The organism is Collinsella sp. BM28, assembly GCF_054551995.1.
On sequence record NZ_JBTOLJ010000001.1, the window covers coordinates 1,411,908 to 1,433,651 of the forward strand.

General features: G+C 62.8%; 13 protein-coding genes. 2 read left to right on the forward strand and 11 right to left on the reverse strand.

Features of this window, described 5'->3' with window-relative positions; translation table 11 throughout:
* Positions 1-55: 55 nt before the first annotated feature.
* From rpsJ to ACX9NZ_RS06300, 11 genes are all read right to left on the reverse strand, one after another.
* Positions 56-364 carry a 30S ribosomal protein S10 gene (gene rpsJ / locus ACX9NZ_RS06250; RefSeq protein WP_407495720.1) on the reverse strand — a complete coding sequence of 103 codons (309 nt, stop codon included), beginning with the start codon at positions 362-364 and terminating at the stop codon, positions 56-58.
* 64 nt (positions 365-428) lie between these two features.
* Positions 429-2,534, reverse strand: coding sequence for an elongation factor G (gene fusA, locus ACX9NZ_RS06255; RefSeq protein ID WP_118654264.1), 2,106 nt, complete (start codon positions 2,532-2,534; stop codon positions 429-431).
* A gap of 21 nt (positions 2,535-2,555) precedes the next feature.
* Complete coding sequence (gene rpsG / locus ACX9NZ_RS06260) at positions 2,556-3,029, reverse strand: 30S ribosomal protein S7 (RefSeq protein WP_118654265.1); 474 nt, start codon at positions 3,027-3,029, stop codon at positions 2,556-2,558.
* Between the two features lie 47 nt (positions 3,030-3,076).
* Positions 3,077-3,448 (reverse strand): 30S ribosomal protein S12, encoded by a 372-nt coding sequence (gene rpsL / locus ACX9NZ_RS06265; RefSeq protein ID WP_118654266.1) that lies wholly within the window; start codon positions 3,446-3,448, stop codon positions 3,077-3,079.
* Positions 3,449-3,793: 345 nt separating this feature from the next.
* Positions 3,794-8,260: a DNA-directed RNA polymerase subunit beta' gene (locus tag ACX9NZ_RS06270; protein WP_294123794.1), complete on the reverse strand. Its 4,467-nt coding sequence runs from the start codon at positions 8,258-8,260 to the stop codon at positions 3,794-3,796.
* Positions 8,261-8,266: 6 nt separating this feature from the next.
* Positions 8,267-11,767, reverse strand: a complete 3,501-nt coding sequence (rpoB, locus tag ACX9NZ_RS06275; protein ID WP_118654269.1) for a DNA-directed RNA polymerase subunit beta — start codon at positions 11,765-11,767, stop codon at positions 8,267-8,269.
* Positions 11,768-12,100: 333 nt separating this feature from the next.
* Positions 12,101-13,006, reverse strand: a complete 906-nt coding sequence (locus ACX9NZ_RS06280; RefSeq protein WP_118654270.1) for a UTP--glucose-1-phosphate uridylyltransferase — start codon at positions 13,004-13,006, stop codon at positions 12,101-12,103.
* Positions 13,007-13,196: 190 nt separating this feature from the next.
* The gene (locus tag ACX9NZ_RS06285; protein WP_294158782.1) at positions 13,197-13,730 is read right to left on the reverse strand and encodes a DUF308 domain-containing protein; all 534 of its coding nucleotides are present in this window, start codon (positions 13,728-13,730) and stop codon (positions 13,197-13,199) included.
* A 422-nt stretch (positions 13,731-14,152) separates the two neighbouring features.
* Positions 14,153-16,474 (reverse strand): hydratase, encoded by a 2,322-nt coding sequence (locus tag ACX9NZ_RS06290; RefSeq protein ID WP_118654272.1) that lies wholly within the window; start codon positions 16,472-16,474, stop codon positions 14,153-14,155.
* 298 nt (positions 16,475-16,772) lie between these two features.
* Complete coding sequence (locus tag ACX9NZ_RS06295; RefSeq protein WP_233546238.1) at positions 16,773-18,017, reverse strand: MFS transporter; 1,245 nt, start codon at positions 18,015-18,017, stop codon at positions 16,773-16,775.
* A 153-nt stretch (positions 18,018-18,170) separates the two neighbouring features.
* Entirely contained in the window at positions 18,171-18,344 is a 174-nt protein-coding gene (locus ACX9NZ_RS06300; RefSeq protein WP_158574850.1) for a hypothetical protein, read from the reverse strand.
* Between the two features lie 306 nt (positions 18,345-18,650).
* Between ACX9NZ_RS06300 and ACX9NZ_RS06305 the strand changes: the two genes are divergently transcribed.
* Both ACX9NZ_RS06305 and ACX9NZ_RS06310 read left to right on the forward strand, forming a co-directional pair.
* The gene (locus ACX9NZ_RS06305; RefSeq protein WP_407495726.1) at positions 18,651-20,390 is read left to right on the forward strand and encodes a TerB N-terminal domain-containing protein; all 1,740 of its coding nucleotides are present in this window, start codon (positions 18,651-18,653) and stop codon (positions 20,388-20,390) included.
* Positions 20,383-21,732 (forward strand): ATP-binding protein, encoded by a 1,350-nt coding sequence (locus ACX9NZ_RS06310; RefSeq protein ID WP_294158789.1) that lies wholly within the window; start codon positions 20,383-20,385, stop codon positions 21,730-21,732. The genes ACX9NZ_RS06305 and ACX9NZ_RS06310 overlap by 8 nt, the downstream gene beginning before the upstream one ends.
* Positions 21,733-21,744 lie beyond the last annotated feature (12 nt).

The window sequence follows — 21,744 nt, forward strand, 5'->3', positions numbered from 1 at the left end:
AAAGGCCGTCACCCCTAGGTGACGGCCTTGAAGATTGCGCTATCAAGCAATCAACTTAGAGCTTGATCTCGATGTCGACACCGGCAGGCAGGTCGAGGCGCATGAGCGAGTCGACGGTACCGGGCGTGGGATCGAGGATGTCAATGAGACGCTTGTGAGTGCGCATCTCGAACTGCTCACGGGAGTCCTTGTTCACGTGGGGCGAACGGATGACCGTGTACAGGTTGCGCTCGGTCGGCAGAGGGATGGGGCCGGAAACGCGAGTACCGGTCTTCTGAGCGGTCTCAACGATGAGCTTGGCGGACTGATCGACGACCTCGTGATCATAGCCCTTCAGGCGGATCCTGATCTTCTGGCTGGACAACTTAACCTCCAACAATGGATGAGCGAGGGCACCCTCGCGGTGTTACACGTACGGGCGAGGGACCTTAGTTGGTACCGTTCTTCGCCATGACCTCGTCCACGATGGACTTGGGAGCCGGCTCGTAGGAGTCGAACTGCATGGTGTAGGTAGCACGGCCCTGGGTCTGGGAGCGAAGGTCGGTAGCGTAACCGAACATCTCGCCCAGCGGCACCTTGGCACGGATGAGCTTGCTGTTCCTGCGATCCTCCATACCCTCGATCTTGCCGCGGCGACCGGAGAGGTTGCCCATAACGTCGCCCATATACTGCTCGGGGGTCTCGACCTCGACAGCCATGATCGGCTCGAGCAGCTGCGGATCGGACTTCTTGAGGGCGTCCTTGATAGCCATGGAACCGGCGATCTTGAAGGCGGCCTCGGAGGAGTCGACCTCGTGGTAAGAACCGTCGAACAGGGTGACCTTAACATCGAGGACCGGGAAGCCGGCGATAACACCGGTGTTCAGGGCCTCCTGGATGCCCTTATCGATGGACGGGATGTACTCCTTGGGCACGACGCCGCCGACGATAGCGTTGACGAACTCGTAGCCGAAGCCCTCCTCCATCTTCTCGAGCTTGATGACGGCGTGGCCGTACTGACCGCGACCGCCGGACTGACGGACGAACTTGCCCTCAGCCTTCTCGACGTCGTGACCAGCGGTCTCGCGGTAGGCAACCTGGGGCTTACCAACGTTAGCGTCAACCTTGAACTCGCGGAGCAGACGGTCGACGATGATCTCGAGGTGCAGCTCGCCCATGCCGGCGATGATGGTCTGGCCGGTCTCGTGGTTGGTGGACACCGTGAAGGTCGGGTCCTCCTCGGCGAGCTTGGTCAGAGCCAGGGACATCTTGTCCTGCTCGGCCTTGGTCTTGGGCTCGATGGCAACGTCGATAACGGGCTTAGCGAACTCGATCTTCTCGAGGACGATCTCCTTGCCCTCGGTGCACAGGGTGTCACCGGTAGTGGAGTTCTTGAAGCCGACGCAAGCGACGATGTCGCCGGCACAGGCGTCGTCACGATCGATACGCTCGGCGGCGTTCATCTCGAGGATACGGCCGAGACGCTCGCGCTGACCGTTGGAAGCGTTGACCACGTAGGAGCCGGACTCGGCGCGGCCGGAGTAAACGCGAACATAGGTGAGCTTACCGACGAACGGGTCGGTCATGATCTTGAAGACCAAGCCGGAGAAGGGCTCGTCGAAGGAAGGATGGCGCTCAATCTCCTCGCCGGTGTCCGGATCGGTACCGGTGACGGCCTCGACGTCGATCGGGCTGGGCAGGTAGTCGACGACAGCGTCGAGCAGCTCCTGGACGCCCTTGTTCTTGTAGGCGGAGCCCACGAAGACGAGGTTGAGCTCGTTGGCCAGAACGCCCTTGCGCAGAGCAGCCTTGAGCTCCTCGACGGTGAAGTCCTCCTCCATGAGGATCTTCTCCATGAGCTCGTCGTCAAAGTTGGCAGCAGCGTCGAGGAGCTCCTCGCGCTTGGTGGCAGCGATGTCAGCGAACTCAGCCGGGATCTCGTCCATCGGCTCGGGGTAGGTCATGCCCTTCGCGTCGGCCTTGAAGTCCCATGCAGTCATGGTGACCAGGTCGATGACGCCCCAGAAGTTGTCCTCGGCGCCCATCGGGACCTGAGCAGCCACGGCGTTAGCGTCGAGGCGATCCTTCATGGTCTCGATAGCGTTGAAGAAGTCAGCCCCCACGCGGTCATACTTGTTGATGAAGGCGATGCGGGGGACGTTGAAGGTAGAAGCCTGACGCCAAACGGTCTCAGACTGGGGCTGAACGCCGGCAACGGCGTCGAACACGGCGACGGCGCCATCGAGGACGCGCAGGCAGCGCTCGACCTCGGCGGTGAAGTCAACGTGGCCCGGGGTGTCGATGATCTGGATGCGGTAGTCCTTACCGTCCTTGTTCCAGAAGCACGTGGTAGCAGCGGAGGTAATGGTTACGCCGCGCTCCTGCTCCTGAACCATCCAGTCCATGGTGGCAGCGCCCTCATGGACCTCACCGATCTTGTGGGTCTTACCGGTGTAGTAAAGAATACGCTCGGTCGTGGTGGTCTTACCGGCATCGATGTGAGCCATGATGCCGATGTTACGGGTATCGGAAAGCTTGTACTTGGGCTTAGCCATGTCTTAAGTCCCTTCCCTGAATTACCAGCGGTAGTGAGAAAACGCGCGGTTGGCCTCGGCCATCTTGAAGACGTCCTCGCGCTTCTTCACGGAAGCACCAACGCCGTTGGAGGCGTCCATGATCTCGGCGGCCAGACGCTCGGCCATGGTCTTCTCCTTGCGGGCGCGGGAGAAATTGACCATCCAGCGGATGCCCAGCTGAGTGGAACGACGGGCGTTGACCTCCATGGGGACCTGGTAGGTAGCGCCACCAACGCGCTTGGGCTTGACCTCAAGCGTGGGCTTGATGTTGTCCATGGCCTTCTTGAAGACGGCGAGGGCGTCCTCACCGGTCTTCTCGGCGACCATATCGAAGGCGGTGTAGACGATACGCTCAGCGGTGGCCTTCTTGCCGTCAAGAAGGACCTTGTTGATGAGCTGCGTCACGAGGCGGTTGTTGTAAACAGCATCAGGCTGGACCTCGCGGCGGTGAGTTTTAGCTGCACGACGCGGCATATTGAATCTCCTCTATCTGAATGGGATCTGGGTCAATCGTCGATCGACTACTTCGGGCGCTTCGCGCCGTACTTGGAACGACCCTGCTTACGGTTGGCGACGGGGGCGCAGTCATAGCAGCCGCGAAGGATGTGGTAACGCACACCAGGCAGGTCGCGAACACGACCGCCGCGGACGAGCACGATGGAGTGCTCCTGCAGGTTGTGACCCTCGCCGGGGATGTAAGCGGTGACCTCGATGCCGTTCACGAGGCGCACACGGGCGACCTTGCGAAGAGCCGAGTTCGGCTTCTTAGGGGAGGTGGTGAACACGCGGGTGCACACACCGCGCTTCTGGGCGTTGCTCTTGAGAGCGGCGTTCTTGGACTTCTTGGGGACCGAGCGACGGCCCTGGCGAACCAGCTGGTTGATAGTAGGCAAAGCGTACTCCTTCTCGAAATATCCAGCTTCCATTCCATGTGCAACGGCATATTAAGGGGCGTCAGCACCCGCCCACAAAACACGCATTTCGCTATGATACGCGCGCGTATCTGGGCGGTCAACAGACCACGCGTCCGCGCGTTTCCCTATTTGGGGCATATTCCGCAGAGTCTCCACAAACAGCGAAAAGCCCGCCCTCCCCTTTTGGGAAGACGGGCTTTAGCAATAGGTGAACCGCGAGCGGGGCTCAGGCGCCCCAGATCGCCCTGAAAGAGGAGGGCGCACGCCTAGCGTGCGGCGCCCGACGATTGAAGGGCGAGGTGGGGTGCCTGAGGCACGCGCAGCTTAGTCCTCCTGCTCCTCGGGGTAGACCTCGTCAGTGTCGACGAGCTTGTTCAGAAGCTCGTCGAGGGAGGCCATGTCCTCGTTGATGACGCCGTTGCCGTCCTTGGACTGCGCAGGGGCGCCGAGCATCTCCTCGTCGGAGTCGAGGTGATGGCGCGGGGCGCTCGTGCCGAGCAGGATGTCGTCCGGACCATCCGGGGAGAACACCATCTGCAGCAGCTGGGAGAGGTCCTCCTCGTCGGCAACATCCTCGGAGTTGTCAAGGATGTAGAGCAGGTTGTGCTCCTCAAGACCGTCGCGGAGCTCCTCGATGGCCTTGGCACCAATGCCGTCGATGCGGAGCAGGTCCTCCTCGGACTTGCCCACGAGGTCACCGACGACCTCAATGCCGACCTCGCTGAACTTGTTGGTCCAACGCTGGGAAACACCCAGGTCATCGAAGAGATAGAGGCGCGCGTCCTCGGCGGAGATGGTACGGCCATTGCGGGTGAACTGGCCACCCTCGCCGCCATACTCGCCCGCGCCGAAGTCGAGCTGCTGCGGCAGCTCCTCATCGAGCTCCTTGAGCTCCTCGGGCGCCCAATCGGGGAGCACCTTGGCATGCGGAGAGGTGGGGTTCTCAATGGCCTGGTAGCCATCCTCGGTACGATAAGTCAAACCGGCCTTGGCGTACGGCTTGAGACCGGTGCCCGCCGGGATCTTCTTACCCACGATGACATTGGACTTGAGGTCGAGCAGATGGTCGACCTTGCCCTCGATGGCGGCCTCGGTGAGGACGCCCGCGGTGCGGATGAACGACGCGGAGGACAGCCAGGAGTCGATGGAGGAAGCGACCTTGAGCGTACCCAGAATCGCAGGCTCGGCGGCAGGCGGCGTGAGGCCCAGACGCGCCACGCGATCGACCTCGTCGGCGAACTCGTAGCGGTCCACGTACTGGCCGAGCAGGTAGCGGGAGTCACCGGGGTTGGTGATCTGAACGCGACGCAGCATCTGGCGAGCCATAACCTCGATGTGCTTGTCGTTGAGGTCGACGCCCTGGGAGTTGTAGACCTCCTTCACGTTCTCGACGAACGTGTGCATGGTGGACTCGATGTCGGTGAGCTGGCGCAGGTTGCGGAAGTTCACGAAGCCCTTGGTGATCTGATCGCCGGCGCGGACCTCGCAGCCGTCCTCGATACCGGGCATGAACTGCACGGCGGCGGGAACGCGCTTCTCGTCCAGAATGCGGCTCGGGTCGTCCGAGTCGGTGAGCGTGAGCACATACTCGGACTTCTCGGGCTTGATGGCCAGGTGACCGGAGAACGGGGCCAGGTCGGCCTCGCGACCGAGAATCTTCTCGTTAACGTTGCCGACGATGTCGAACATACGCGAAACGGTCGGGAGACCCTGCGTAATGTCCGCAACGCCCGCGACGCCGCCGGAGTGAATCGTACGCATCGTAAGCTGCGTACCGGGCTCGCCGATGGACTGGGCGGCGATGATGCCGACCGCGGTACCGATGGCGACAGGACGGCGGGTGGAGAGGTCCCAGCCGTAGCACTTCTGGCACACGCCGTACTTGGAGCGGCAGGTGAGCAGTGCACGCAGCGCGACCTTCTTGAGGCCGGCATCGACCATCTTCTTGAGGTCGTCGACGCAGGTGATGTACTCGTCCTTCTTGAACAGGACGGTGCCATCGGCAGCCACGACATCCTCGAGGAAGCAACGACCGACGAGGTCGGCGTTGATGTCCTCGGTGCCCGGGATGATCAGGTTGTACGTGCAGCCCTCAGTGGTGCCACAGTCCTCTTCGCGCACGATGACGTCCTGTGCCACGTCGACGAGTCGACGGGTGAGGTAACCGGAGTCGGAGGTGTGCGAAGCGGTATCGACGAGGCCCTTACGAGCGCCGTAGGTGGAGATGAAGTACTCGAGCGGGAGCAGGCCCTCGCGGAAGTTCGCCTTAATGGGAAGGTCGATCGTCTCGCCGGACATGTCCGCCATGAGGCCGCGCATGCCGCCGAGCTGACGCAGCTGGGCCTTGGAACCACGGGCGCCGGAGTCGGCCATCATGTAGATGGGGTTCTCCTCATCGAACATCGCGAGCATCTTGGAAGCGACCTCGTCGGTAGCGGCGGTCCACTCGTTGACGACCTCGATGTGGCGCTCGGTCTCGTTGAGGAAGCCCTCCTCGAAGTACGCGTTGATCTGGTCGACGTTGCTCTGGGCACGGTCGAGAACCTGCCACTTGTCGTCAGGGATCAGAGCATCCCACACCGAGATGGTGAGGCCGGAGGTGGTGGCGTAGTGGAAACCGGAGTACTTGATGGCGTCGAGGATCGGGGCGACCTCGGCCTCGGGGTAACGATCGCAGCAGTCGGAGACGAGCTTGGCGATGTCGCCCTTAACCATCTTGTAGTTAATGAACTCGTAGTCAGTGGGCAGGCACTGACGGTTGAAGATGATGCGGCCGATGGTGGTCTCGAAGCGAGCGGTCTTGGTGCCGGTCACGTCGTAGTCCACGACCTCGTTCTTGCCAATCTTGACGCGGAACAGCTTGGTGCCGTCCTCGAGCTCGACGTTGGCCTCGGCCTCGGAGACGCGGACCTGGACCTTGGCCTGCAGGTCGACGCCGGCCTCGGCGCGGCAGTCATAGGCGCGCAGGGCGTCGTCGAAGCTCGCGAACACGTGGCCCTCGCCCGGCATGCCGTCGCGGGCCTGCGTGAGGTAGTACACGCCAATGATCATGTCCTGGGAAGGAATGTTCACGGGCTTGCCCGAAGCCGGCGAGCGCAGGTTGTTGGAGCTCATCATGAGGATGCGCGCCTCGGCCTGAGCCTGGACGGACAGCGGTACGTGCACGGACATCTGGTCGCCGTCGAAGTCGGCGTTGAACGGAGCGCAGACGAGCGGGTGCAGGTGGATGGCCTTACCCTCGACCAGCACGGGCTCGAAAGCCTGGATGGAGAGGCGGTGCAGCGTCGGTGCGCGGTTGAGCAGGACGAGGCGGCCATCGATGACCTCCTCGAGGATGTCCCACACAAAGGAGGCGCGACGCTCGATGGCGCGCTTGGCGCCCTTGATGTTCTCCACCTTGCCTAGCTCAGTCAGGCGCTTCATAACGAAGGGCTGGAACAGCTCCAGGGCCATCGTCTTGGGCAGACCGCACTGATGCAGCTTGAGCTTGGGGTCGGTAACAATAACCGAACGGCCGGAGTAGTCAACGCGCTTACCCAGCAGGTTCTGGCGGAAGCGGCCCTGCTTGCCCTTGAGGGCCTCGGCGAGCGACTTGAGCGGACGACCGCCACGGCCAGAGACCGGGCGACCACGACGGCCGTTGTCGAACAGGGCGTCCACGGACTCCTGGAGCATGCGCTTCTCGTTGTTCACGATGATCGCGGGAGCGTCCAGGTCGAGCAGGCGCTTGAGTCGGTTGTTACGATTGATCACGCGACGGTACAGGTCGTTGAGGTCGGACGCGGCGAAGCGGCCGCCGTCGAGCTGGACCATCGGGCGCAGATCCGGCGGAATGACCGGGATGACGTCGAGGATCATGTTCGCGGGGTCGTTGCCGCCCTTGAGGAAGGCATCAACGACCTCGAGGCGCTTGACGGCCTTTTCACGCTTCTGCTTCTGGGAATCCTCGTCGGCGATGATGGCCTTGAGGGTCGCGGCCTCCTGCTCGAGGTCGATGGAGGCGAGGAGGTCGCGGATGGCCTCGGCGCCCATGTCGCCCTTGAAGTACATGGAGTAGTAGCGCTTCATCTCGCGGAACAGCGGCTCGTCGGAGACGAGGTCGCGCTCGTTGAGCTGCATGAACGCCTGGAAGGCCTCGGAGCGGAGGTCCTTCTCATCGCGGCACTCCTCCTGGATATCGACAATACCCGCAGCGATTTCCTCGGGCGTGAGGGGCTCCTCGTCGGAGAACTCGTCGAAGTTCTCGGGGTTGCCCTGCGCCTTGAGGCTCTCGATCTGGCGGGCGCACTCGGCGTCGATCTCCTCCAGGTCGGCGGCGAGCTCCTCACGCAGGTCGTCGGCGTCGGCCTCACGGGCCTCATAGTCGACGTGCGTGATGATATAGCTCGCGAAGTACAGCACCTTCTCGAGGTCCTTGGACTTTATGTCGAGCATGCGGCTCATCGGGAACGAGACGGGGCTCTTGAAGTACCAGATATGGCTGACGGGAGCCGCCAGCTCGATGTGGCCCATGCGCTCGCGGCGCACCTTGGCCGTGGTTACCTCGACGCCGCAGCGCTCGCAGACGATGCCCTTGAAACGGATGCCCTTGTACTTGCCGCAGGAGCACTCCCAGTCCTTGGCGGGACCGAAGATCTTCTCGCAGAACAGGCCGTCCTTCTCGGGCTTGAGGGTACGGTAATTGATGGTCTCGGGCTTCTTGACCTCGCCGCGCGACCACGAGCGGATCTTGTCGGCGGAAGCGAGCGAGATCTTTACCGAATCAAAATCAGTAGCTTCGAAATCTGCCACAGTCAACTACTCCTTATCGGTGGTGGTGGCGGCGAGCTCATCGAGGATGGCATCGGCCGCATCGGCGGAGGTGTCGGCCTCGTCGATCGAGGGCAGGTCATTGTCATCGAGCTCGGAAGCGCCCTCGGCCTCGACGGCGACGGGCAGCTCGGGCTCGACATCGCGAATGGGCTCGATATCGAGCGCCAGGGAGCGGATCTCCTTGACAAGAACCTTGAAGGACTCGGGGATACCGGCCATGGGGACGTTCTCGCCCTTGGTGATCGCCTCGTAGGTCTTGACGCGGCCGACCGTGTCGTCCGACTTTACCGTGAGGATCTCCTGGAGCACGTTGGAGGCACCGTACGCGTAAAGCGCCCAGACCTCCATCTCGCCGAAGCGCTGGCCGCCGAACTGGGCCTTACCACCCAGCGGCTGCTGGGTAACGAGGCTGTAGGGGCCCGTCGAGCGAGCGTGGATCTTGTCATCGACCATGTGGCCGAGCTTGAGGATATAGGACGTACCCACGGTGATGGGCTCGCGGAACTGCTCGCCGGAACGGCCGTCGTACAGGACGGTCTTGCCGCGCTCGTCGAGCTGGGTCACGAACGAGGGGTTCATGTGCTCGCCGAAGCGCTCGGAGGCGAGATTCAGCATGTTCTTGTTGGCACGACGGATAACCTCGGCGATCTCGTCCTCACGGGCGCCGTCGAAGACGGGCGTGGAGACAAAAAACGGGCCGGGGATGTACGTGTCGGAGTCGGCGGACTCGGTGTCCCAACCGCAGGCCGCGGCCCAGCCGAGGTGGCACTCGAGGAGCTGGCCCACGTTCATACGGGACGGGACGCCCAGCGGGTTCAGGATGACGTCGACCGGGGTGCCGTCGGCCATGTAAGGCATGTCCTCCACGGGCAGAACCTCGCAGATGACGCCCTTGTTGCCATGACGACCGGCGATCTTGTCGCCCTGCTGGATCTTACGGCGCTGCGCGACGTAGACGCGGACCTGCTCGTTGACGCCGGGGGCGAGGTCGTCGCCGTTCTCGCGGCTGAAGCGGACGACGTCGATGACGCGACCCTCAGCGCCATGGGGCATCTTGAGGGAGGTGTCGCGAACGTCGTGCGCCTTGGTGCCAAAGATGGCGCGGAGCAGGCGCTCCTCGGCGGTCAGCGCGCTCTCGCCCTTGGGAGAGACCTTGCCGACCAGGATGTCGCCGGCCTTGACCTCGGCACCAATGCGAATGATGCCGTCCTCGTCGAGGTCGGACAGCATGTCCTCGGACAGGTTCGGGATCTCGCGCGTGATCTCCTCGGGGCCCAGCTTGGTGTCGCGGGCATCGAGCTCATAGCGGGAGATGTTGATGGTGGTGAGCAGGTCCTCGGAGACCAGACGCTCGGAGACGATGATGCCGTCCTCGTAGTTGAAGCCCTCCCACGGCATGTAAGCCACGGTCAGGTTCTGGCCGAGTGCGAGCTCACCGTGGTCGGTGGAGGGGCCGTCGGCCAGCGGCTGACCCTGCACGACCTGATCGCCCACACGTACGAGCGGGCGGTGGTTGATGCAGGTGGACTGGTTGGAGCGCTGGTACTTGGGCAGCTTATAGGTGTCCATGCCCTCAGAGGTCTTCACCGTGATCTTGGCCGCATCGGCGAAGATGACCTCGCCGGCGTGCTTGGCCAAGGTAACCTCGCCGGAGTCGATGGCGGCGCGAGCCTCCATGCCGGTGCCGATGTAGGGAGCGACCGGGTGAACCAGCGGCACGGCCTGACGCTGCATGTTCGCGCCCATGAGGGTACGCTTGGCGTCGTCGTGCTCGAGGAACGGAATGAGCGTTGCCGCGACGGAGAGCATCTGACGCGGCGAGACGTCCATATAGTCGACGTCCTCGACCGGAACGTCTGCAGGGGCACCGAAGGAGCCATCGAAGTCGCGGGTACGGGCGACGACGGTGTGCGGACGAACGAGGTTACCCTCGGCGTCGACGGTTACCAGCTCGCCGGTCTTGGGATCGATCGGGGTGTTCGCCGGAGCGATGATGTGGTTCTCTTCCTCATCGGCGGTCATCCAGTCGATCTGGTCGGTGGCGACGCCGTTCTCGATCTTACGGTACGGGGCCTCAATGAAGCCGTACTCGTTCACGCGAGCGTACAGCGCCAGGGAGCCGATCAGGCCGATGTTGGGGCCTTCGGGCGTCTCGATGGGGCACATACGAGAGTAGTGCGAGTTGTGAACGTCGCGGACGGCCGTAGGCACGTTGGTGCGGCGGCTGGAGCCGGACTTGTGGCCGGCAAGGCCGCCGGGGCCGAGCGCGGACAGACGGCGCTTATGGGTAAGGCCGGTCAGCGGGTTGGCCTGGTCCATGAACTGAGAGAGCTGCGAGGAGCCGAAGAACTCCTTGATGGAGGCCACGATCGGGCGGATATTGATGAGGCTCTGGGGAGTGATCTCATCGATGTCCTGAGAGCTCATGCGCTCGCGCACGACGCGCTCCATACGGCTCATGCCGATGCGGAACTGGTTGGCGACGAGTTCACCAACGGTGCGGATGCGGCGGTTACCGAAGTGGTCGATGTCGTCGACCTTGAAGCCGGGCTCGCCGGCGGCGAGACTCAGCAGGTAGCGCAGAGTCGCGATGATGTCCTCGTCGGTAAGGACGGAGACCTCTTCCTCGGTGGCGAGGCCGAGCTTCTTGTTGACTTTGTAGCGACCGACGCGAGCGAGATCGTAGCGCTGCGGGTTGAACAGCAGGCCCTCGAGGAGGCTACGGGAGGCGTCGACGGTCGGCGGCTCGCCGGGGCGCAGGCGACGATAGATCTCGATGAGGGCGTCCTCGCGGGTAAGGGCGGTGTCGCGCTCGATGGTGCGCTTGATGACGTCGGAGTCGCCCAGCAGCTCGAAGATGTCGTCGTTGGTGACAGCGATGCCCAGGGCACGCAGGAACATCGTTGCGCTCTGCTTGCGCTTGCGGTCGATGGAGACGACGAGCTGGTCGCGCTTGTCGACCTCGAACTCGAGCCAGGCACCGCGGGCCGGGATGATCTGGGCCTTGTAGACCTGCTTGCCGCCGTCCATCTCGGAGCTGTAGTACACACCCGGGGAGCGGACGAGCTGGGAGACGACGATGCGCTCCGTGCCGTTGATGATGAAGGTGCCCTGGTCGGTCATCATGGGGAAGTCGCCCATGAAGACGAGCTGCTCCTTGATCTCGCCCGTCTCCTTGTTGGTGAGACGGACCTCGGTCAACAGCGGGGCCTGGTAGGTCATGTCCTTCTCGCGGCACTCGTCCACGCTGTGGGACGGGTCGCCGAACTGGTGGTGACCGAAGGTCACCTCGAGCTGGTGGTTCTGGCTCTGGATGGGGCTGGACTCCCTAAAGGCGTCGCGAAGGCCCTCGTCCTTGAAGCGCTCGAAGCTCTCCTTCTGTACGGAGATGAGGTTCGGCAGCTCCATGGTCTCCGGGATCTTCCCGAAGTTGACGCGTGTGCGCTCGGTGGCGGTCACGGTCTTGGTAGCGTTTGCTTTCGGCACCAGGTGTTTCCTCCTTCTTGGGAAAGGCGGTTGATCCGACGGGGCGCGGCCGTTCGTCCGTTTGGCACATATCGGGCGGACGGGTGCGTGCCGCACGTCGTCCTCGGGGCGGTGCTTGGCGCACATCACCCTTTCCCAGTGCTCTCACGGGCTATACGCATAGCTCCGCCAGGTAAGGCAACCTATTAGTTTAGCAGGTCGATTCCGTTCGGCAAGAAAATGCTTGACTCATGGGGTGTTTTGGACTAGCTAACTTTTTCTATAGAGAAACACCTGCTCAACGCATATGCATCGAACAGGTGTTCATGTATTTTGGGTGAATCTAGACGAAGCCTAGCGCTCCAGACCGCCGCGCTCGTCGATGGCGGCCCAGAACTCGTCGGCGAAGCGCGGGTCGCCGGCGGCCATGAGGGCGTTGGTGGCGATCCAGCCGGAGGGGGTGCCGGTGTCGTAGCCGGAGAGCGGGTCGATCACGACGGCGTACATGGCCTCGCGGTCGAGGCTGCGCGCCATGGCGTCGGTGAGCTGGATCTCGCCGCCCTTGCCGGGCTGCTGGTTGGCGAGGAGCTCCATCACGAGCGGGCTCAGCAGGTAGCGGCCGACGATGTAGAGGTTGGAGGGAGCGGCCTCGGGGCTCGGCTTCTCCACCAGGCCGCCGATGCGCCACACGGCGCCGGGCTCGGTCTCCCCCGCTCCCTCGCAGCCCTCGAGGGTGCCGACGCAGTCGCCGGCGATGACGCCGTAGCGGTCCACCTGCTCGGGCGCGCACGGGGCGACGGCGATGACGCTCGCGCCGCCATGGGCCTTGGAGACCTCAAGCATCTTGCCGCAGATGTCCTTGTTCGGGACCACGTAGTCGCCCAGCAGGACGAGGAAAGGCTCGCCCGCGCAGGCGTCGGCGGCGGAGCGGATGGCGTGGCCGAGGCCGCGCGGCTCGTACTGGTAGCGGAAGTCCACGGGCATGTTGCCGGCATGGGCGATGGCGTCGGCGTAGCCGGCCTTGCCGCGCTCGCGCAGCAGGGACTCGAGCGAGCGGTCGGGCTGGAAGTAGTTGAGCAGCTCGGGCTTGCCGGGGCTCGTCACGATGATGGCGCCGTCGACCTCCTCGGGGTCGAGGGCCTCCTCCACCACGTACTGGATGACCGGCTTGTCGAGGACCGGCAGCATCTCCTTGGGGGTGCACTTGGTGGCGGGCAGGAAGCGGGTGCCGAGGCCGGCGGCGGGGATGATAGCCTTCATCTTCGAGGTTCCTTTCCGAGCGGGAGCGCGCGTGCGGCGCATGCATGCCCAGCGATCGGGATTATTCGATACCCGCCTATGGTACCTGCAACGTGCACATTATGCGAAAACATCACCGATACCCGACAAATCGCCTCGTCCGAAGCTGATTGTGGTATGCAAACGGAAAGTCCAGCTGGACCGATTCGACTCAGCTCGCGGCGTGCACGTGAAACGGGAACACGATGAGCTCCAGGCCGAGCAGGAGCACGTGATGGCCGAGGTTCGCGATGGGGGCGATGAGCAGCATCGTGCCGAGTACGAGCTCGAAGGCGCCCGTCGCCAGCGGCACGAGCCATTCCCCGCTCGATGCGCGCGCCTCGAGCGACTCGTCGATCTCGTGCGCCGCCTTCTCGAGGCCGAGTAGGCCCCACATGACGGCGATGACGTTGAGCGACTCCGTCGTGTTGAGCAGGGTGACGACGCCGAGGACGATCATGACGACATCCGTGCCGACCGTGATCTTGTCGGGGACGCTGCCCTTATCGAGCAGGTCCGTGAAGATATCCGCGGCGCCGACGAACAGCATGACGGCTCCAAGGATGTGCGGCAGGTGCGCGGCAACCTGCTCCGAGAGCAGCAGGCAGGCGACGCCGAGGATTGGAAACAGCAGCGTTGCGACAAACGCCACTTTGCCGGACAGCTTCTGCCCAGCAAGGTGGCGCTCCATCTGAACTCGTGACATAGCGCTAATCTCCATGTTCTCGTGGCAGCAACGTCATGGGGACGTCTGCGAATCATCTTTATGGAGTTTTCCCGGCAACCACCGTCACAAAGCCGAAAAAGGTGCCGCCACGGAATCTGCAGGGACACCCAGGGGAGAGAAAAGCACAAATGCGCGGATAAAATCCGGATCGGAAAAGTATAAGTCAATGAATGTATATGAAAATCGCAGGTAAAAGGGTTGCCGCTTTTTTACTCTACACGCCGTTGCCGTAATTAACCCCGCATTTGCGTTTTTATTCCTTCTGCAGCAATGCCATGAGCAAAAAGGTCTCGCCCGATAAGCGGACGAGACCCTTCACACGGACGCGTTTCTACCGACGACAGTCGAATCAGGTCGCAAACGGAGCAGCGCGCTACTGCGCGGGAACGACACCAATCATCCTACTTAGCGCGGTCGCGGTTGTAGTTGATGAGGCAGCCCGCCTTGACGATGGCGCGCTCCTCGGGGGTCATGTCAGCGATGAACAGGGAGATCTCCTCGACCTCGCCCCCGGCGCGCACGACCCATGCGGGGATGTCGCCCAGATCGCCGTCGAGCGCCGAGCGGATGCCGGGCACGTACACGTAGTCCCCCACCTCGAAGTTCGGCTCGCCCTCCATCTGGAACGGCACCATGCCCCAGTTCATCACGTTCGAGCGATAGCGTTTGGTGGCGTACTCGCGCGTGATGTTGGCAAGGCCGCCGAGGACGCGCTGGCAGCTCGCCGCCTGCTCGCGGGCGGACCCGTCGCCGGGCTTCACAGCGTAGATCATCGACCCGATCTCCACCTCCCCGGGCTCGACGCCCTCCAGGGCATCCGCGGCGGACAACGCGTCGAACACGGGGGCGACGGCGGCGGGGACCGAGGCGGCAGCGCCCTCCCCGGCCGACAGGCGCTCGCGCTCGATGCCCGCCGTCTCCTTCGCGCGGCCGACGTAGTCGGGATCGCGGCGGCTCAACGTGAACTCGGCCAGGCCGAGCGGGTTGGATCGGTACGAGCTCGTCTCGCCCGAGGGGATGAGCTCGTCGGTCGTCGTCACGTCGTCCATGATCTTGGACGCGACGCGCAGGAGGATGTTCTCGGCAAGCGGCTCCATCTCGGGCCAATCCTTGATGTTGGGACCGTACACAAGCTCGCGCGCCGCCTCGCCCCTGCCGAACCCGTTGTACACGCGATGCTCGTAGGCGCTCGCGTCGAAGCGGTACTCGACATGCTCGTCCCAGATCTCCGCGGGAAGGTCGGTCGCGGCGGTGAGCACGCCACCTGCCGCCGCCGTGGCGGCGATGGAGCGGGCGTCCATGAGGGCGACTCCCGTAAGCTGACCCGCGCCCGGCTTCGATCCCTCGCGGTTGGGGAAATTGCGAGTGGTGTGGCGGATGGACAGGCCATTGTTCGCCGGCGTGTCGCCCGCGCCGAAGCACGGACCGCAGAAGGCGGTGCGCACGATGGCGCCCGACTGCATGAGGTCGAACGCGGCGCCGTTTGCCGCCAGCTCGAGGAACACGGGCTGGGAGCTCGGATACACCGAGAGGGCGAACTCTCCGTTGCCGCAGCTCTTTCCCTTCAGCGCGCGGGCGGCCTGCATCACGTTGGTGAAATTGCCGCCCGAGCATCCCGCGATGACGCCCTGCTGGACCTGCAGGCGCCCATCCGGGCGGATCTTGTCGACGAGGGACAGCGACGCACGGCCGCCGCCGACCTGCTCGGCGTTGACCTCGACCTCGCGCAGGATATCGGGGAGGCTGGCGTTGAGTTCATCGATGGTGAAGGCGTTCGAGGGGTGGAACGGCAGCGCGATCATGGGGCGCACCGCGGAGAGGTCCACCTCGACGCAGCCGTCGTAGTAGGCGATGCGCGCGGGGTTGAGCTCGCGGTAATCCCCGCCGCGGCCGTGCTCGCGCAGATAGGCGGCCGTGTCTTCGTCCGTGCGCCAGATGGAGGTGAGGCACGTGGTCTCGGTGGTCATGACGTCCACGCCGTTGCGGTAATCGGTCGGCATGCTGGCGATGCCGGGGCCGACGAACTCCATGACGGAGTTCTTGACGTAGCCGCATGCGAAGACCGACCGGATGATGGCGAGCGCGATGTCCTGGGGGCCGACGCCGGGCTGCGGGGCGCCCTTCAGGTACACGGCGACCACGCGCGGGTACGCCACGTCGTAGGTGTCGCACAGGAGCTGCTTGACCAGCTCGCCGCCGCCCTCTCCGATGGCCATGGTGCCCAGGGCTCCGTATCGGGTGTGCGAGTCGGTGCCGAGGATCATCTTGCCGCAGCCCGCCTGCATCTCGCGCATGTACTGGTGGATGACGGCGATGTGCGGGGGCACGAAGATTCCGCCGTACTTCTTCGCGGCGGAAAGCCCGAAGACGTGGTCGTCCTCGTTGATGGTGCCGCCGACGGCGCACAGGGTGTTGTGGCAGTTGGTGAGCACGTAGGGGACGGGGAACTCGGTCATGCCCGACGCCTTGGCCGTCTGTATGACGCCAACGTACGTGATGTCATGGCTCGCCAGGGCGTCGAACCGCAGCTTGAGATGGGCCATGTCGCCGCTCGTGTTGTGCTCGGCGAGGATGCCGTACGCGATCGTGCCCTCGCGCGCCACGTCTGGGTCGGGGAACTCGAGCGTCGATTCGACGGCCTCGAGCGCACATTCCTCGGGGATGACCGTCTCGCCGTCCACCAGGTACACGCCGCCGGTATGCAAGGTGATAGGTTCTGCCATGAGGTCGCTCTCCGTCCTGGATATACGGGCACCACCTGGGCACATCCGTCGCTGACGGAGCGTCCGGTGCGCACCGCGTCACTTTAGCTTGCGACAGTATACACTAGCTCGAACACGGTGCCGCCGAGCTGAGTTAACAGGAATTTGAAGCAAGCCCCATATTTCAAACCTCTGATAAATCACATTACCAGTCTGATTTTTGTGAGAAATCAGGGGTTTGAAACGACTAAGGGGATTTCAAACCGATGTTTTCTCACATCGGAGATTGCACGGGCGCCCAATGGCACCCGGGCGCCTTCTACACAGCACAGCCGCGACGCCCCATGAGGCGAAACAGCCCAGCAACGGTGATGACCCAGCACGCTGCGACGATCGCAGCGCCCACCAAACCCACCGCACCGACGGACAGATTCGTCACAACGACGCCGCCGAGCGCCGAGCCGGCACCGATACCAAAGTTGAACAGGCCCGAGAAGATCGACATGGCGACGGACGACTCATCCTCCTCGACACCCTTGATGATCTCCGCCTGAAATGCCACGTTGAACGCCGTACCGCAGCAGCCCCACAGCAGGAACATGACGAGCACCGTAGCGACGCTCCCTGCCAGAGGGCGGAGCCCCGCCAGGGCCAAAGCAACTCCGGCAATAGAAAGCGCGAGGAAGGGACGACTCTTGCCATCGTAGAAACGGGAAAAGAGCATGCTGCCCAAGATGCCGGCGAAACCGAAGACCGTCAGCGACATGGTGATCATACCGGAATCGAACGACGCGACCTGGTGCAGGAAGGGCTCAATGTAGCTGTAGCAGGTGTAATAGCCGGTCGCGAACAGCATGGTGACCACGTACACGGTCACGAGCAGGCGATTCTTAAGCATGCGGGGTAAGCGGGAAAGCGTAAAGGGCTCCCCCGCGGGCATGAGGGGCAAGGCGGCGGCGAGGTACACGATAATGGCGACGGCGATGGCTCCCACCACGGCGAACGTCATACGCCATCCCAACGCGAGGCCGATTGCGCGCCCCAGGGGCAAACCGAAGATCTGCGCAATGGAGGACCCCGTGGCGATCATGCCGATGGCGAGCGAACCGTGGCTCACATCGACCAGGCGCGTCGCCATGACCGAGGCGATCGACCAGAAAATGGCATGGGCGCTCGCCACCACGATGCGGGCGAGCGTGAGGATGGCGAACGTGGGCGCTATAGCGGAGAGGAACTGACCGATGGCGAACACCACGAGCACGCCGAGCAGCAGGCGCTTGAACTCGATACGCGATGCGGCCATCATGAGCGGCAGCGACAACAGCATCACCGCCCAGGCATAGGCGGTGATCATGAGGCCGCAGGTCGCCTCGTTGATGGAAAAGCTACCGGCAATATCGGTGAGCAGCCCAATGGGCATGAACTCCGAGGTGTTCAAGATGAACGCGGAAAACGTGAGCCCCACGAGCGGCATGAGCTCCCGTATCGTCAATGCTCCGCCAGCACGGTCCTTCGAGTTCATGCCATCGTTCGGCACGAGACCGTTTCTCGTCGGCTTTTCCATACATCCCCTCGTCTCTTCATATGATCGCCCCCACATCGATCGCGACGTGGGGGCACGCTGTAGGCGAAGAAATTATAATGGTCTGCCCCTTAAGCACGGCAGCAGTTCATGCGAAAGGAACGCGTAACAATTATCCGTTCATCGATGCGCATCTCAATGCCCGGATGCCCTCCACAGCACGTAGAGCATGCCAAAGAAGAGCGCGCCCATGGTGAACAGACAGCCAATCATGCCGGCAGCATTGGAAATGGCGCCGCGGATCCCGCGAGTGGATTTCCCGCTGCATGCCGCATATCGATCGACCTCATATGGATTACGCGTGCCCATGATGCCTCCTTAAAACAACTACGTCCACGCACGTGACGGGTACCGGGCCCGACACGTATCCGTTTCTGAGGACATCATCTGCTATCTGCCCATTTGCTACCATCGATTTGCCTTACGGTGGGCTTGCGCTTTTGTAAGAATGCTTGAGAAATCATTGTGCGGTGCCCAAGGAGTCCCCGCATGCGGAGCCAAGGCATTGGGGTCGCACACCGAGACCGTGTGCGCAAAAAATACGAACATCTGTTTGCTCTTATGCTAGACTGAGTAGATACACGAGCAAGGCCGCGAACGCATGAGGGAGGTGCCATGAGACCTTTGAACGGCACGAAGCCCGATGCCCAGGAGCTCATCGACCGCATCCTGGCAGACGAGCGCTTTCGGGCGAGTTCCCATTTTTCCGACCGCGTGTACACGGATGAGCCAATCCTCATCACGGGCAATCGCATGGCATCCTACCTGCCCGAACGCTATCGCAAAATGCGGGAGATCTCCCGTTGGGAGCCCGAGGGGCCAGCCGGTCGGGGACGCTGGCTCTCAGAGGCCGAACTGTTCTACCGACAGGGCATCTTTATGGCGGATTATGAGGACGATTGCCCCTATCATGGGAACTTCAAGTCATATTTCCCCACATACAATGCCATGAGTGACCGCCAACTCCGCGGATATTTCACCTGGAGGTCCGCCGTTCGCCGCGGGACGGTACAGGAGACCTCCCTCTCGTTCGCCTACGTCTATCTCTACGAACTCATCAACGGGATCGGTGTCGCCAACCCGCGCGAGGGGTTCGATGCATTCGAATCTTTCTGTCAGGCATATCGCGCCTTCGCCCCGGAAATCGATCGGTTCGCCGGCGTCTGGCTGCAGGACTACGTCGTTTACCACGACCTGCCTGTAGAGCTGCTCGAACCATACAAGACCCTGGCATTCGACCGCGCGATCATCGCACTGCGCCGCGCAGACGATCGCTCTCGTGAGTTAACGCGCCTGATCAAAAACGAACGCAAGAAACGGGGGGCCTCGGCCATGCCGCTCCCCTGCGACAAGGCGCTCGAAAGCGAGCTGTTCGACGCCATCGATGCCTTATCTACCTATAAGCTCAGTGGAAGCCGCCTGTACCGGGATAACCCCGACGGACTTCGCCACGTTGCGTGCGCGGTATTTGTCCGCACGAGCGACTACTATCGCAGGCAACGAAAGAATACGCTACTCGAGAGCTGGTTTGGAGAGGAGGTCGCTCTGCCCTACACCATGTTCGGCTCAGCCGTCTTCTTTTCACCCCGGCGTCACGTAGACACCGTGTATCAACTTGACGAGATCCATCGGTACCGATGTCAAAACGGCATATGGACGTGCGAGCGAATCCACGGAAGCCGCTCGTGCAGCCCCAAGCTCGGCATATGCATGCGCGCGGTCGACCGTAGTCTGCGGACGGCGCTCGGATACGAGCATCCGCTCAAAGAGACCAAGCCGCTTCCCAAGTACCTGGAGAAGTTCATCGATGAGGAAGTGGCCGCGTGGATGAGCTGGCATGCGGCACACGCGCCGCGGCACATCACCATTGACCTCTCTCAGCTGGCCGACATCCGACGCGCGGCGGTATCCACGCGCGAGTCTCTGCTCATCGATGAAGAGCGTGAAGGGACGGGCACCATCGTCTCCTCTTGTGGATCGGCCGACGAAGGCCGCCCATCGAGCGCGCTCGCCGAGCCACAAAGCCCAGTCACCGCACCCCAGGAAGACGGTATCGAGCGGGCGCGAACCCCCATCGAGCCCCCCGTCCCTCCCGCGCCGGTGCCCAGAGTTCACGCCGCCCGGCCATTGACCCCCGGGCAGGAGTCGTATCTCAGATCCCTTGCGGAGGGTGACGCCCCAGGTGCGCGCGATGCACTCCAGGTGCTGGGGACATCCGAGGACATGGCCGTGGACGCCATCAACGATGCCTTGTTCGACCTGATAGGCGACACCACGATCGAATACGGGGCATCCGGCCCCGAGCTCATCGAGGATTATCGCGAAGACGTGGAGGAATTCCTTGCCCATGACTGACCAGATCACCACCGCGCCCCGCGTCCCCAAACGCGTGGCCGCCGTCATCCTTAACTCGCTCAAAGGCGGCGTCGTGCCGCGCATAGGCCTGCCCTACATCACCGTGGGGCGCGAGTTCGAAATTCAAGCCTTGCTCACCGACCTCTCGCTCATCTCCGACGGCGGAGCAAGCTTCCGCTTCCTCGTTGGCCGGTATGGAGCGGGAAAGAGCTTCCTGTTGCAGACTATCCGCACGCACGCCATGGGCGAGGGCTTTGTTGTGGCAGATGCGGATCTCTCCCCAGAGCGCCGACTGCAAGGCGGCCAGGGCCAGGGTTTGGCGACCTACCGCGAACTGGTGCGCAACCTCTCGACCAAGACCCGTCCCGAGGGCGGTGCACTCAACCTGATCCTCGACCGCTGGGTGCAGAATCTCGAGGCGGAAGACGCTTCGAGGGAAGACATGTCAAAAGGGGATGTGTCAAACGGACATGTCGCAGGTAGCACGCCTGCCGGCACTTCGATACGCGCCCAATTCGCCGCCATCGAGGAGATGGTCCACGGATATGAGTTCAGCCGCGTGCTGGGCATCTACCGCAACGCCGTATCCACGGGAGACGAGGAGACCAAGGCACTCGCCGTCAAATGGTTGCGCGGCGAATACCGCACCAAGACGGAGGCGCGCTCCGAGCTGGGGGTCACCGCGATCATCGACGACGACACCTGGTACGACTACGTCAAGCTGCTGGCGCGCTTCCTCACGGGGGCGGGCTACAAAGGTCTGCTCGTCCTCATCGACGAGCTGGTCAACCTCTATAAGATCCCAAATGCCGTCACGCGCCAGTACAACTACGAGAAGATCCTGCAGATGTACAACGATACCCTGCAGGGCAAAGCTCATCACCTGGGCATCATCATGGGAGGCACCCCCACGTCCATCGAAGACCGCAGACGGGGCGTCTTCTCCTACGAGGCATTGCGAAGCCGCCTTACCCAAGGCCGCTTCGCACGCGAGGGAATGCGCGACATGTTGGCGCCCATCATTCGCCTGCAGCCCCTCACCTACGAGGAGCTACTCGTGCTCATCGAGAAGATTGCGCAGATACACGCCGGCTATTTTGGATATACGTGCACGCTTCGCGATGCGGACTTAGTGGAGTTCCTCACCATCGAGTTCGGGCGTGTGGGCGCAGAGACGCACCTCACCCCGCGCGAGGTGATTCGCGATTTCATCGAGCTGCTAGACATCATGTGCCAAAACCCTAATACCGATCTTCATGAGTTGATGGCATCTGGCACCGTCGGCGTCGCGGACGCCAGCGCGCCGAGCAACACGACCCCCTTCGCGGAATTCACCATCTAGTCCGGGAGGCAG

Bases quoted from the DNA above. Each gene is read 5' to 3' on its own strand.
- ACX9NZ_RS06310 (WP_294158789.1), top strand. From the start codon at position 20,383: ATGACTGACCAGATCACCACCGCGCCCCGCGTCCCCAAACGCGTGGCC.
- rpsG (WP_118654265.1), bottom strand. From the start codon at position 3,029: ATGCCGCGTCGTGCAGCTAAAACTCACCGCCGCGAGGTCCAGCCTGAT.
- ACX9NZ_RS06280 (WP_118654270.1), bottom strand. From the start codon at position 13,006: ATGAAGGCTATCATCCCCGCCGCCGGCCTCGGCACCCGCTTCCTGCCC.
- ACX9NZ_RS06295 (WP_233546238.1), bottom strand. From the start codon at position 18,017: ATGGAAAAGCCGACGAGAAACGGTCTCGTGCCGAACGATGGCATGAAC.
- ACX9NZ_RS06305 (WP_407495726.1), top strand. From the start codon at position 18,651: ATGAGACCTTTGAACGGCACGAAGCCCGATGCCCAGGAGCTCATCGAC.
- ACX9NZ_RS06300 (WP_158574850.1), bottom strand. From the start codon at position 18,344: ATGGGCACGCGTAATCCATATGAGGTCGATCGATATGCGGCATGCAGC.
- ACX9NZ_RS06290 (WP_118654272.1), bottom strand. From the start codon at position 16,474: ATGGCAGAACCTATCACCTTGCATACCGGCGGCGTGTACCTGGTGGAC.
- fusA (WP_118654264.1), bottom strand. From the start codon at position 2,534: ATGGCTAAGCCCAAGTACAAGCTTTCCGATACCCGTAACATCGGCATC.
- ACX9NZ_RS06285 (WP_294158782.1), bottom strand. From the start codon at position 13,730: ATGTCACGAGTTCAGATGGAGCGCCACCTTGCTGGGCAGAAGCTGTCC.